Raw genomic sequence first — 14417 nt, 5'->3', positions numbered from 1 at the left:
TAAATAATCTTATTAAATTAAAAAGCATATCTACAAAAACATAAAAAATGTAATAGTTAAAATTCCTTTTAAAGTACAAATTTTTGCTTCTCTGTACTATAACTCTTTTAGAGTTAGCAATTAATTTATTAAAACTAAAACCTTCTAAATGTATAATTGAAGTATTATTATAGATATAATTTTTATATTTAAGTTTTGAAATTCTTTTTTGCATATCTGTTTCTTCAAAATACATAAAAAAGAGAGGACTAAAGCCCAAAACCAGATCAAAAACAGTTTTTCTTAGCAACATATCAGCTCCAGTTACTTTTTCTATCATCTGATATTCTTTGGTCTCATCAATAATAAATTCTTTACTTTTAAATTTGAAATATGAAGAAAACATCAAGAGATATTCACTAAACGGTGTTGGAAAATACCCTCCAGAATGCATTATTTGATGTTTTTCGTCAATCAATTTGCAGCCCAAGACTCCTATATTTAATTTATTCTCGTTTTCGTAAAAGAAATCACACATTTTTTTAATGGAATTTTCAATCAGGATGGTGTCTGAATTTAATAAAAACAGAAGTTCTCCTTTAGCTTTTTCTGCTCCAAGATTATTGGCTCTTCCGAACCCCAAATTCTCACTAGAGTAAATGTAAAGAATTCCATTTCTATTTTCAAAATATTCTTTTGATCCATCGGCAGATGCATTATCTACTAAGATAATTTCATATTGTACGTCCTTTGTTTGAGATATAATGGATGCTATACAATTCTCCGTTATATCTTTCGTATTATAATTTACAATGATTATAGAGACCTGCATATCAATTTTTACTTTTTATTTTTTCTAAAACTTCTTGATCTATTTTTTTATAAAAAATATCCATATTCTGTTTAATAAAATCTATATTGATATCTGTTATGTCGACATGCATTCTGGATGGTATGAGTTCTTCAGGAATTCTCCATTTAATAAACTTTGCAGGATTTCCACCTACAATTGAAAAAGGAGCCACATTTTTAGTGACAACGCTTCCTGCGGCAACTATTGCTCCTTTTCCGATTGTAACTCCAGACATTACAATTACATTTGTGCCGATCCAAACCTCATCTTCTACCACTATTTCACCTCTTGTAGTAGCATCCTGCAAAGGACTCAACTCATCAAAAAAAGTTTTTAACGGAAAAGTAGTAAATGTATTTATCGGATGATTTCCACCTAGAATAAAAAACACATCGGAAGCAATACTCACGAAATTACCTATTAATAATCTCTCATTTGGGTTCTCAAAAGACTGAATATTTATTTTACCATAGGTGTACTTTCCAACCTTTATTTTATTAACATCTTTAATAAGGTTACCTAGTGCAGTATAATTGTGTTTATTATTCAGCCGCCAACGTACAGCAGCAACTTTTAATGAAATCCAGTTAAAGAATTCAATTCGTAATGCATTTATTAACTTGAGAAATACTATCATACAATTTGTTTATAGATATTCATAAGTTCATCCATATGCTCTGACGCCGTTTTTGTACCTTTAATATTATTAATAACCCTGTTATATAAATGATATACATTGTCAGAATTCATTAGCTGTAAAGCAGAGTTTATTCCATCTTCATTAGGCTCAAAAAGAAAACCATTATTGTTCGTAACAAAATCAGGAATACCTCCCATCTTTGTACCAACTACAGGAATACCTGCATTCAAAAATTCAAATACAACCTGAGGTGCATTATCTTCCCAGATAGATAATACCAAGCCTATATCAATTTTCTTTAAAATATCTACTAAATCACTGTGCTGATATCTGCCATGATAAAATACATGGGACATGGTCTGTATTTTTTCTAATACATAATCCTCTATTCCGCCATAAATATGAAATTCATGATTGCTATTTTCCGCTAGCTTTAAAAACAGGTCTGCACCTTTATGGAAGTGTAAATTACCAATAAAACCAAATTTAATTTTTTGGTTGTTTTCTTTTTTCTCCCTTGCTGTAAAATTTTTTCTGAAACTTTCATCAGCAGTATAATTCCCTATATGATTTACTACAAATAAATTGTTTTCATAACCATTTTCCTGATAAATTTCTTTAACTCTGTTGGAAACAGCAATCAGTGCATCAACATTTCTGAATAAATTTCTCCCTTCCAAAAACCTTTCATGATGACCGCTGGAATTAGCTAATTTTTTCACTTTAAGCAGTTTCAAACCTTTTCTTATTCCTCCTCCAACGTATTTCTGATCAAGTGTTTCTTCGTATGAAATACAAGAATTACATTTTAAATTTTCTTTACTATTTGTACACAATTTCCCATCTTTATCCAGCAGGATAATTCTATTGCACACATAAGAATAATCATGAAGAGAAATTATGACCTTAGCATATTTTTTAAAAACCTCCAAAACCTTTAACGGAAGATCAATCATCATATGAACATGAATAATATCCGGAGAAATATATTTAACAACTTTTTCTACAACCTCAACATCTTCATTAGTGATAACACTGCTTAGATGAAAAGGCCGTAATTTTGGATCAATATTAAGAGTTTTAAAGTTATATTTTTTTTCTTCTTTATTATCTTCCGAATACAGTACTGTTACATCCAGGCCGTTATCTGCCATTGTACTGGAAATATTTCTTACATAGTTTGTTATACCTCCATTAAAAGAAATATCAAAACCTGTACAGATCTGAAGAACTTTCATTATTTTAATTTTTTTATTAAGTCTAAAGCTTCACCTATTACATGATGCATATCCATATATCTGTAGGTTGCTAATCTTCCCACAAAATGAATTTTATCCATCTTTTTAACTTCCTCTTCGTACAATGCAAGTTTTTCCATATCCTCCGTTAATCTTTTAGGATAGTAAGGAATATCTGCTTCCTCAGTTTCTTTACTGAATTCTTTGAAGTAAGTTGTTTTCTCATGTTCTTCCCAAGGAGTAAAATGTTTATGCTCGTGTACTCTGGTATATGGAACTTCAGGATCTGCATAATTTATGACTGGATTACCCTGATAATCTCCTTCTACTACAGCTCTTTCAAAATAAACGGTTCTATACGAAAGTCTTCCGTATTTATAATCAAAAAAAGCATCTATAGGTCCGGAATAGAAAACTTTTTCATATTCTGAAAGATCCCATGAAGAATCAAACTTTGTATTAAGTTTAACTTCAATATTACTGGCAGAAAGCATTTTCTCGAAAATTCCGGTATAACCATCTCTAGGAATTCCCTGATAAGGATTTGCATAATAATTATCATTATAATTAAATCTTACAGGTAATCTTTTGAGAATACTTGCAGGTAATTCTGTTGGTTCACATCCCCACTGCTTTTTTGTATAACCATAAAAGAAAGCTTTATAAAGATCTTCCCCGATAAACTTCATGGCTTGTTCTTCAAAATTCTGAGGCTCTTCAATATCTTTTTTAGCAATAGATTCTATAAATATTTTTGCCTCATCCGGACGCATAGTTTTATTAAAAAACTGGTTTATGGTATGCAGATTAATAGGCATAGAATAAACATTTCCTTTATAAATTGATTTTACGCGATTTACAAACGGAACCATTTCGCAAAAATTCTGGATGTAATCCCAAACTTCTTTATTGTCTGTATTAAAAATATGCGGACCGTATTTATGTACCATTACATTGGTTTCCGAATCTCTCTCCGTATAGCAGTTTCCCCCTATATGATCCCGCTCATCTATTACAGTGATGTGATTTTCCGGATTTTTACTTAATTGTTCTGCAATAACAGCTCCGGAAAATCCAGATCCAATGATTAGATATTTTTTCATTTTATTATTCGTTTCTATTTTTTAATGTCAAGAAAATTTGTTTTGGGCTGAAGTAATCCATTTTAAAAATACCAATTTTTTCTTTTTTCAAAGCAAAATACATTAAAATGGTTACTAAGCATTCTATAATTACACAATTCCAGGCCGTTCCTATATATCCCCAGTATTTACTCATAAATATGTTCAGTATAAGGCCTGCGATACTTGCTATGAAAGTTGTTCTGAAGAACATTTTATCCAGCCCTAAATTTAACATAAGCTGTATGCCGAAAATATTTGAAAGACCAACAATAAATGGTATGAAAGAGATAATTTTTAAAACATTAATGGAATTATCAAATTGATGTCCATAAATAAGCCTAACTAAAAATGGAGCAAATAAAAGAACTGCAACAGACGCAAAAAAAGTAAGATAAAAAACTATTGGAACAATTTTTTTAATTAGAGTTATTCCATGTTCTCTTGATACTGAAAATGCTCTGCCAATAAAAGGATAAAGTGCTGTAGAAATTGGAATCATGAGCATTGAATTAACTATATTAAGAAAATTCTGACTTGTTGTATAGTAACCCACTTCTTTATTATCAGCAAAAAAACCTAAAACTACAGTATTTGTAGAAGTATACAGACTAATCACAATGGTCGAAAAGAAGATCATCCTTTCATCAAGAATAAGCTTGAATGATTTTCTGAAAGATACGAGCCTATATTTAATCTGAAATTTTCTGATAGCATAAAGAAAAAGAAATATATTAGTTGATATCAAAAAAATTGTCGAAAGCAGAGGAATCCAATAATAATCTGAACTATGTTTAATTAAAATGAAAACTAGTGCTGTGTTTATAATACCCTTAACAAAATTAAGCTTGGCAAAAATTTCCAGTTCCTGTAATCCCTGAAAGATATATTGTGGCGAAATTACCGTAGATATACAGCCGGTAAATAATATTACTGCAACTGAAAGATCTTTCTGTATAGGGGTAAAAAAATAAAGAGAAATAACAAATAAAATGCAGGATACTGCATATAAAATTATTCTTGATGTAAATACTTCAGAAACAACTTCATTAATATATTCTTTATTATTTGAATTTTGTGATATTCTTCTGGTAGCCGTTAAATCAAAACCATAAGCAATAAGAAGCGTGAAATATCCAATAAATGCCATCGCATAATTAATAATTCCATATCCGTCCGGACCAATTATCCTGGAGACATATGGTACGGTAATCAATGGGAATATATAGTTAACTATCTGAATAATTCCCAAAGAAGCAATATTTCTTACTAACTTTTTTTTTTCAAGCATCATTATCTTTTTTAGATATTCTAATTTAATCCCTACAGCCTTATGTAGTAATTCTTATCCTGAGATTCAAAATCTATTTATAATCTTGCATCTGCGACATCTCTATCTAAGAATGCTTTCACATCAAATAATATAGAACTATCAGCTTTTAATGAAGCAATATCGAGTAATTTAAATTCATTATGTGAAACTGCTAAAACAACGACCTCATATTTTTTATCCTTAATGATATTTTCAAGAGTTTCGATATTATATTCAGATTTCACTTCGTCTTTATCTGCCCACGGATCATAAATATCCACATTAAGACCATACTGTTTAAGCTCAGAATAGATATTGATGACTTTTGTATTTCTAATATCGGGACAATTTTCTTTAAAAGTAATTCCTAATATCAGAGCATTTGCATTTTTAATCTGAATACCCTTCTGAATCATTAATTTCACAACCTTTCCAGCAATGAATTCTGGCATCATATCATTTACTCTCCTGCCGCTTAAAATTACCTGTGGATGATAACCAAGTTGCCCTGCTTTATGAGCAAGATAATAAGGGTCTACTGAAATGCAATGTCCTCCTACTAAACCGGGACGATATTTTAAAAAATTAAATTTTGTACCGGCAGCTTCTAAGACATCATGGGTATCTATACCGATTCTGTCAAAAATTAATGCTAATTCGTTTACAAAAGAAATATTTACATCCCTTTGAGCATTTTCAATTGCTTTTGAAGCTTCGGCTACTTTAATACTTGGCGCTTTATGAGTTCCTGCTTTAATAATCAGCTGATATAGTTTATCTATACTTTCAGCGATTTCGGGTGTAGAACCGGATGTGACTTTTTTAATGGTCACCAAAGTGTTTACTTTATCTCCGGGAACAATTCTTTCGGGTGAATATCCAACGTAAAAATCGACATTAAGTTTTAATCCTGATTCTTTTTCTAATATCGGAATACATTCTTCTTCTGTACATCCAGGATATACGGTAGATTCATAAATCACAATATCATCTTTTTTAAGAATTCTACCCAACATTTCACTTGCCTTTATCAACAGGCTAAGATCAGGAGAATTAAATCGGTCTATCGGTGTAGGAACTGTTACAATGTATACATTTGCGTTTGCAATTTCCTCCAAAGAACAAGATGGTATATATCCTTTTGTAAAATTACTTTTAACTGCAATGCTCAGACACTCTTTTATTTCTTCAGAATTAGCTTCTAAGGTATGATCTTCACCCTCTTTAAGCTCCTCAATTCTTTTGATATTAATATCAAATCCGTAAACAGGTAAGTGTTTTGAAAATTCCAGAGCTAATGGAAGCCCAACATAACCCTGACCGATTACGGCAATTTTAAAATCTTTATTTGTTTTCATCATTTTTAGTAAAAATGCTTTTTACCTTATCAAAAAAGCTTCTGTCATCTGTTGCTGTATATCCATACCCGTATTTGTTTCCATAAGCAAAGTACTCTTTGTTTACGTCATTCAATATAAAAGCAACATTCTTTATTTTGTGTCCTTCCACCTGTTTGTTGGCAAAATCAATCAGAGATTTTTCAGTATGTCTTGATCTTGTTACATATAGCGTTACATCTGCCATATTTGCAATTAACAACGTATCCGTAACCAGCATTAATGGAGCAGTATCAATGATAATATAATCATAAGTACCCTGAAGATCTGCAAGAAGATCTTCATATCTTCCGTTAGATAACAATTCTGTCGGGTTTGGAGGAATACTTCCTGAGAAAATTACATCCAAATAAGGATTAAATGCACTCTGGTGTACAATATCTTCTACAGAAACCTGGTCATCATAAAGAAACTCTGTAAGTCCGGCTAAACCTTTTCTTGTCGTATTATATCTTTGTAACTGAGGGTTTCTTATATCTGAACCAATGATAATGATCTTCTTCTTAGGAGTTGCCATCGTTAATGCAAGGTTTACCGACACGTGCGTTTTACCCTCCCCTTTTACGGTTGAAGTTACAAACACAGTTCTTCCTTTTTTGATATTTTTAGGGAACATGAAATTCATGTTAGTAATTAAAATTCTGAAAGACTCCGCCATTGGCGACAGATCATTCATTTTTACCAACTCATCCTGTCCTCTTTCCATACTAGGGATTTCTCCTATGATTGGTTTTCTGTTCGTTAGTTTTTCAAGATCATGTTTTGTTTTTACTTTATCATTAAATAACTGCTGAAGATAGATGATCGCAATCGGAATCAAAAAACCTATTAAAAACCCGGAAAGTAAAATTACCATAGCTTTGGGCGCAACATTCATTCCTACAAAAGCTTTATCAATAACTCTTGCTTTAGGTGCAGTAACCGCCATGGATATAGCCGTTTCTTCTCTTTTTTGTAATAAAAGAAGATATAGTGATTCTTTTATTTGCTGTTGTCTTTCAATGCTTCTGAATAACTTTTCCTGAACCGGTACTTTAGCAATTTTACCTGAAATGCTATTTTGTTCTGATGATAAACCATTTTTAGCTAACTGAAGCCCTGTTCTGTTTTTCTGTAAACTCTGAATAACAGAATTTCTGATATTATTGATTTGCTTAGTAATATCAACAACAAGCGGGTTTTCCGGTGTAGCACTTTGAAGAAGTTTATTTCTTTGCAGAACTAACTGATTATACGAAGAAATATTAGTCGTTGCACTAGGGTTATTTAGTCCTAAATTACTGGGTAAAGTCTGATAAGAATTCTGATTACCCACATATCCTAACAAAGCATCGGTAAGTTCAAGCTGCGCATTAATTTCCAACTCTTTACTCTTTGCTTCCGCATTTGTTTGTAAGCCTAATTTAACTTCTGTTTCTATATCGGATATTTGGTTACTCTGCTTAAACCTTTCTTTTTGGTTTTCTACATCGCCCAAATCTTTACCAACCTGCTCTATTCTTTCACTGATAAATTTAGCTGTATTTCTAAATTCTGTATTTTTATCTTCAATTGCATCCTCGTTGTATACCTGAACCAATTTATTAATAATTGCTTTAGCTTTATCAACATCGGCATGATTCATTGCAAGCTTGATAACAGTAGCATCTTTATTTATAAGTGATACATTTAAAGCTGCTTGATAAGCATCCGTTCTGGAATCAATTGTAGAGATATCTAATATAAGCTCATTTAATTTTTTGCCGGCTTTATAGTCCTCATTTCTTAAAATCATTATATTAGCAAAAGGCAGACTGATAACTTTATTGAAGGTCGTATTAATAGTGGGTATAGTCTCTGAAGACAGTTTCAACTGATTTCCGTCAATCTTTAAATTTACAACCCCTGAAATCTTACCTTTTACATCTTTTTCTTGTAAAACTCTAACCTTTATAGGAGAGGTTTCACCGTAAATTTCATGTTTTAAATCTCCATTATAAATATTAGTTTCGAGACCTAATGTCTTTACAACTTCTCGTACAAGTTTTTTAGACTTGAAAATTTCCATTTCATTTTCAACTCCATTACTACCTATTTTACCAATACCCGAAATATCTCTTAAAGCTGCAAAATCCTGTGTTCCCGCATTATTTGATTTAGAATCTTTAATAAGTACTGTTGAAGCGACTTCAAAAATTGGAACTTGTCTTTTAAGATATAGATACGCAAGAGTTACCGATAATACAACACTTGCAATAAGCCACATCCAACGTTTTAAATAAGGTTGAATTATATCTCTTACATTCAGTTCTGTTTCAATTTCTGTTGAGTGAATATTTTGTTGTTCCATCATTTTATTTCTTAAATAGACCTATCACAACTGCGATTGCTGTTACACCGATAGAAATTGCAGATAAAATAAGAGGTGTATTCGGATTCTGTTTTGAGATTACATCTTTTGTATTGTTCGCAGATACAATTATAGCATCACCCTGCTTGAGATTATAGAAAGGAGAATTAATAAGATTGGCATCCCGCACGTTTACTCTTCCATGAGTAATTTGTCCATTTTCTGTTCTTATTATCAGGATATCATCTCTTCGGCCATAGGTAGTGAGATCTCCGGCCATTGCCAAGGCATTTAGAATAGTTGCCTGTCCGTTTGTCACAATATAATCGCCCTGCCTGTTTACTTCGCCTAAAATTGAAATTTTAAAGTTGGTAAGTCTTACAGATACCGTAGGATTAATAACAAATTCTTTCATTCTGTTACTTATTTCCTCCTTGAATTGGACTAGGGTTTTGTTTGTTGTATTAAGTTTTCCCAAAATTGGAAAATCTATATCCCCATTTGAATCTACAATATAAGTTGGTCCTGAAATAGTTGCTGATCCTTGCCCCGGTGTATTTCCACCTGCAAAAGTATTATTCTGAACAAATTCTGAGGATGAGAAATTTTGATTAAATGGTTTAACCACATCCAGATCTTTAGCTGTAATCAAAATTACAAGCTGATCTCCCGGTTGAATAGTATTTTGAGAATTTTTAGCAGAAGCATCTATTGCAACATTTTCTATATTCTGCATATAATTCAGATCGTTGTGTGCGCTGGGATTGGTTTTGCAAGAAACTAATGCAACTGCCAGTAATACAGCCAGTATTTTACCTTTCATCATATTTTTAAATTGTACAAATATACATTTATTATTTTTCTATTTATCCAGTATTTCATAAATAGAATTGTTACTTCTAAACTCGGGAACTATGGTTTTTAGAATTCTTACCACTTCCACTTTATCTCTTTTGATTGCAGCCTTAGTAACAAGATTTATCATAGATTCTATCTCCGAAAATTCCATACTTGGATCTTTTGAGATCATAATTTTATCATTATGCGTTGGCAGTGTTTTTGCATCATCACTCAAAAGCTCTTCGTATAATTTTTCTCCGGGTCTTAGTCCCGTATAAATAATTTTAATATCAATATTAGGTTCGAATCCTGATAATTTTATCATTCTCCTTGCGAGATCCAAAATTTTAACAGGCTCTCCCATATCAAAAACAAAAATCTCTCCTCCATGCCCCATTGTTCCTGCCTGAAGAACAAGTTCACAAGCTTCCGGTATTGTCATAAAATATCTTACAATATCCGGATGAGTAATTGTTACCGGACCTCCTGCCTCAATTTGCTTTTTAAAATAAGGAATAACCGATCCGTTAGATCCTAAAACATTTCCGAATCTTGTTGTGATGAATTTGGTTTTATTTCCTTCTACATTCTGTAATGACTGAACAAATAATTCCGCAGCTCTTTTAGAAGCTCCCATCACATTGGTAGGATTTACAGCTTTATCTGTTGATACCATTACAAATCTATTCACCTTGTATTTACTGGAAAGTGTTGCTATAATTCTGGAGCCTAATACATTTACTATAATTCCTTCATGCGGATTTTCTTCAACCAATGGTACATGTTTATATGCCGCTGCATGATATACCATAGAAAAATTATACATTTGGAATAATGGCTCAATTCTATGTTTATTGGAAACATCCGCTAAGACGAACTTAAAAGTGATATGAGGAAACTTTTCTCTCATTTCAAGTTCAATATCGTATAAAGGTGTTTCAGCCTGATCTAATACAACGATAAGAGAGGGATTAAATTGTGCAACCTGTCTAACAATTTCACTACCGATAGATCCTGCACCTCCGGTTACTAAAATTGTCTTATTAAAGTGTCTGCTTCTTACATCTTCACTTTCAATTTTAATTGGCTTCCTGTTCAGTAAATCTTCAATTTGCAGATTCCTGATAGATCCTCCCAGATCACTGTCTCTAAGTTTTTGAACAGATGGAGCTTTAAAAATATTAAGATCTTTTTCCAAAAACAGATTCACCCACGAATTCATTTCGTCTTTAGACATCATTTCTTTTATAATGATCACTCCGTCTACAACCAATTCTTCCTTTGTATGGCCTTCAATTTTTTCTTTTGAAAGAATTGGTTTTCCCAACAGTGATGCTCTCTTAGAATCTGATCTCTGAGTAAGAAATCCCACCACGTGATAAGGAAGGCTTGGATTATCCAAGATAGCTCTTGCAATGGCTATAGACTGCTCATCAATCCCTAAAACAAGAATTCTCTTTTTAAGGGTACTTCTTCTATATTCTCTTACAATATGAAAAAATTCTTTCACATATAATCTGAATAGAAATAATCCCATAAAGGAAATAATGAAAAAAAGTATCAGATATGGTGTTAGAATGAATTTTCCTCCGGTAAACCAGAAATAAAAAATATTGACTGTTGCTACGGTAGCCATCGTACAGAAGCATGAAGTCAGAAGTTTAAAAAGATCGGTGAATGTTGAATGTCTGATTATTCCTGCATAAGTCTTAAAAATATACATATAAAAAACATTCACGATAATAATTGATAAAAATACAAGATTCTTATCATCGTAGATAAATTCCTTTTGGGTAATTTTTTCTATAATGTAGGTAGATAAAAATAAGGATACTACCAGAATAATAATATCAATTATTAATATTATCCATCTGGGTAAATATCTTACATCAGAGAGACTGACAACATTATCTCCTCCAAAAATCTTCTTTCTAAGAGAATCGTACATTGTCTAGAGTTGTGTTCATATAATTTAAAATTAATGTCTAGAAAAATAAACTTATTTATCTTCGCGTAAAATTACAATAAAATTTCATCGATTTTTGAATTAATAACAAATTTAATTTCTATAGTCATATAACGCTCTGGTAATTCTTTCTTTACAATTTTCCGTAATATTACTTCCTGACGGAAGACACAGACCTCTATCAAAAAAAGCACCAGAAATATTACTGCCAAAAAAAATACAGTCTTTATAAAGTGCCTGCAGATGCATTGGCTTCCATAAGTATCTGGTTTCTATATTATTTTCAGAAAATATGCTTCGCATTTTTTTTTTATCCCAATATTCTCCCTCAATCAAAATTACATTCAACCAATAATTTGAATAAAATTTTGCAGAAGGTTCAGAAAATAAATGAAGATCATCAAAACATTCAAATAATTCCTTATAAAAAAGGTGATTTTCCCGCCTTGCCCGAATCCTTTCTTCAAGCACTTCCATCTGTCCCCTTCCGATGCCAGCTGAAATATTGCTGATCCGGTAATTATATCCTAATTCTGAATGACTGTAAAAATCCTCATTCTCCTTAGCCTGCGTAGCAAGATAAATGACTCTGTTCTTGGTAATCTGGCTTTTTGAAATAAGAATTCCTCCTCCGGAAGTAGTAATGATTTTATTTCCGTTAAAACTGATAATGGATAAATCGCCAAAAGTTCCACATGCCTGATTGTTGTACTTACTGCCCAAAGCTTCTGCACTGTCTTCAATAAGCGGAATATCGTATTTTCTGGAAATGTCCAAAATTTCGTCTACCATAAAAGGCATTCCGTAAAGACTTACTGCAATAATAGCCTTAGGCTTTTTTCCCTTCTGCATGCAAAATTTCACAGCGTCTTCCAACGCATTAGGACATAAATTAAATGTTGAAGGTTCACTGTCTACAAGAATGGGAACAGCTTTTAAATATAATACGGGATTTACAGATGCTACAAAAGTAAAAGACTGGCAGATCACAAAATCTCCTTCTTCTACGTTTAATAATCTCAAAGCTAAATGTATAGCAGCCGTTCCGGAGGAAAGAGCAGCCACAAAAGAATTTTCACCCAAATATTCTTCAAGAATATTCTCAAAATGATCTATATTATTTCCAAACTGAGAAATCCAGTTGGTATCAAATGCTTCTTTTATATATTTAAGCTCACTTCCTCCCATATGCGGAGGTGAGAGCCAGATTCTCTCCTCTTTCAAATTAAAATAATTTTATCATTTATGCGTTGTCAAAATTATCAATTATTTTCTCATATTCAAAGCCCCTGCTCATTAAATATTTAATTGTTTTGGCTTTTCTTTGATATTCTTTCAGTCCGCTCTGTTTATCATAATAATCCTGATAAATTCTACGGATCGTTTTACCGTAATCATCTTCATCAATTTCATCAAAACACAGATTAATTAACTTATCTGATACCTGTTTCTGTTTAAGATGAATTTTAATCTTTGTCTTTCCCCAATGTTTAATATAAAATTTTCCGCGAATATAACTTCTCGTAAAACGTTCTTCATTCAGATAATTTTCTTTCATCAGATAAAGCAAAATTTCTTCTTTCGCTTCATCAATCAGGAGAAACTCCCTCATTTTCTGTTCAACTTCTGCATGGCAACGATCCTGATAAACACAATAGTTTACCAGCTTCATTTTAATCTCATCAAAAGTGAAAGACTTTTTCTCCATATATTCTACACAAAAAAGAATGAGCTAAGCCCATTCTTTATAATTTATTTCTAAGAAAATTAATAGTTGAATAAAGCTTTACCCTCCATTAATTCATTTACTTTTTTTCTGACAGAAGTTATAACTTCTTCATTTTTGATATTATCTACCACATCAGAAATTAATCCGGCAATAGTGTCCATATCATTCTCTTTCAGACCTCTCGTTGTAATCGCTGCAGTTCCCAATCTGATCCCTGATGTTGTAAACGGAGATTTATCATCAAAAGGAACCATATTTTTGTTACACGTAATATCCGCAAGAACAAGTGCTTTTTCGGTCTCTTTTCCGTTTACATTTTTATTTCTAAGATCAACCAGCATTAGGTGATTGTCTGTTCCTCCGCTTACAATATCAAAACCTCTGTCGATCATTGCTTTAGCCAAAGCCTGTGCGTTAGACTGAACCTGTTTTGCATAGATTAAGAACTGATCGTCCAATGCTTCACCGAAAGCAACCGCCTTACCTGCAATAACGTGCTCCAGCGGGCCTCCCTGAATACCAGGAAAAACAGCACCGTCAAGAACCTGACTCATCATTTTGATTTCTCCTTTTGGAGTTTTATGACCGTAAGTATTCTCAAAATCTTTCCCCATCATGATCATTCCACCTCTTGGCCCTCTTAGCGTCTTATGAGTAGTTGTAGTAACAACGTGACAGTATTCAAATGGATTGTTCAAAAGACCTTTTGCCACCAGACCTGCAGGGTGAGCAATATCTGCCCAAAGTGTAGCTCCGATTTCATCAGCAACTTCTCTGAATTTTGCATAGTCTAAATCTCTTGAATAAGCAGAAAAACCGGCAATCAGCATCTTAGGTTTTTCCCTCAAAGCAACTTCTCTCATCTGATCGTAATCAATAAGCCCAGTTTCCTTTTTAACACCATAAGAAACAACGTCATATTGAATTCCTGAAAAATTAACCGAAGAACCATGCGTAAGGTGCCCTCCCATAGAGAGATCCATTCCCATAATCTTATCTCCCGGTTTCAAAAC

General features: G+C 32.3%; 12 protein-coding genes. All 12 read right to left on the bottom strand.

Annotated features, from left to right (window positions below):
• Nucleotides 1-811, bottom strand: an 811-nt coding sequence (locus tag WFK35_RS13015) for a glycosyltransferase family 2 protein (RefSeq protein WP_336732951.1), incomplete at its 3' end; no start/stop codon positions are given.
• Between the two features lies 1 nt (nt 812).
• A complete protein-coding gene (locus WFK35_RS13010) occupies nt 813-1469 on the bottom strand; it encodes a CatB-related O-acetyltransferase (protein WP_336732950.1) in 657 nt (218 codons plus the stop codon).
• Nucleotides 1466-2710, bottom strand: coding sequence for a glycosyltransferase (locus WFK35_RS13005; protein ID WP_336732949.1), 1245 nt, complete (start codon nt 2708-2710; stop codon nt 1466-1468). Before WFK35_RS13005 ends, WFK35_RS13010 begins: the two co-directional genes overlap by 4 nt.
• On the bottom strand, nt 2710-3813 hold the full coding sequence (gene glf / locus WFK35_RS13000; RefSeq protein ID WP_336732948.1) for a UDP-galactopyranose mutase: 1104 nt from the start codon (nt 3811-3813) through the stop codon (nt 2710-2712). Before glf ends, WFK35_RS13005 begins: the two co-directional genes overlap by 1 nt.
• A gap of 4 nt (nt 3814-3817) precedes the next feature.
• Nucleotides 3818-5125 (bottom strand): flippase, encoded by a 1308-nt coding sequence (locus WFK35_RS12995; RefSeq protein ID WP_336732947.1) that lies wholly within the window; start codon nt 5123-5125, stop codon nt 3818-3820.
• Nucleotides 5126-5199: 74 nt separating this feature from the next.
• Nucleotides 5200-6504 (bottom strand): nucleotide sugar dehydrogenase, encoded by a 1305-nt coding sequence (locus WFK35_RS12990; RefSeq protein ID WP_442891773.1) that lies wholly within the window; start codon nt 6502-6504, stop codon nt 5200-5202.
• Entirely contained in the window at nt 6488-8872 is a 2385-nt protein-coding gene (locus WFK35_RS12985) for a GumC family protein (protein ID WP_336732946.1), read from the bottom strand. Before WFK35_RS12985 ends, WFK35_RS12990 begins: the two co-directional genes overlap by 17 nt.
• A 1-nt stretch (nt 8873) precedes the next feature.
• Nucleotides 8874-9695: a polysaccharide biosynthesis/export family protein gene (locus WFK35_RS12980; RefSeq protein WP_336732945.1), complete on the bottom strand. Its 822-nt coding sequence runs from the start codon at nt 9693-9695 to the stop codon at nt 8874-8876.
• 36 nt (nt 9696-9731) lie between these two features.
• Entirely contained in the window at nt 9732-11657 is a 1926-nt protein-coding gene (locus WFK35_RS12975; protein ID WP_336732944.1) for a polysaccharide biosynthesis protein, read from the bottom strand.
• Between the two features lie 111 nt (nt 11658-11768).
• Entirely contained in the window at nt 11769-12899 is a 1131-nt protein-coding gene (locus tag WFK35_RS12970; RefSeq protein ID WP_336732943.1) for a DegT/DnrJ/EryC1/StrS family aminotransferase, read from the bottom strand.
• 19 nt (nt 12900-12918) lie between these two features.
• Entirely contained in the window at nt 12919-13383 is a 465-nt protein-coding gene (locus WFK35_RS12965; protein WP_336732942.1) for a regulatory protein RecX, read from the bottom strand.
• A gap of 59 nt (nt 13384-13442) precedes the next feature.
• Nucleotides 13443-14417, bottom strand: a 975-nt coding sequence (gene glyA, locus WFK35_RS12960) for a serine hydroxymethyltransferase (RefSeq protein WP_336732941.1), incomplete at its 5' end; no start/stop codon positions are given.

Origin of the sequence: Chryseobacterium sp. VD8, assembly GCF_037149975.1 — a bacterium.
GTDB classification, from domain to species: domain Bacteria; phylum Bacteroidota; class Bacteroidia; order Flavobacteriales; family Weeksellaceae; genus Chryseobacterium; species Chryseobacterium indicum.
The sequence above is the reverse complement of the archived record's forward strand: the minus strand, read 5'-3'. Positions and strand labels throughout refer to the sequence as shown.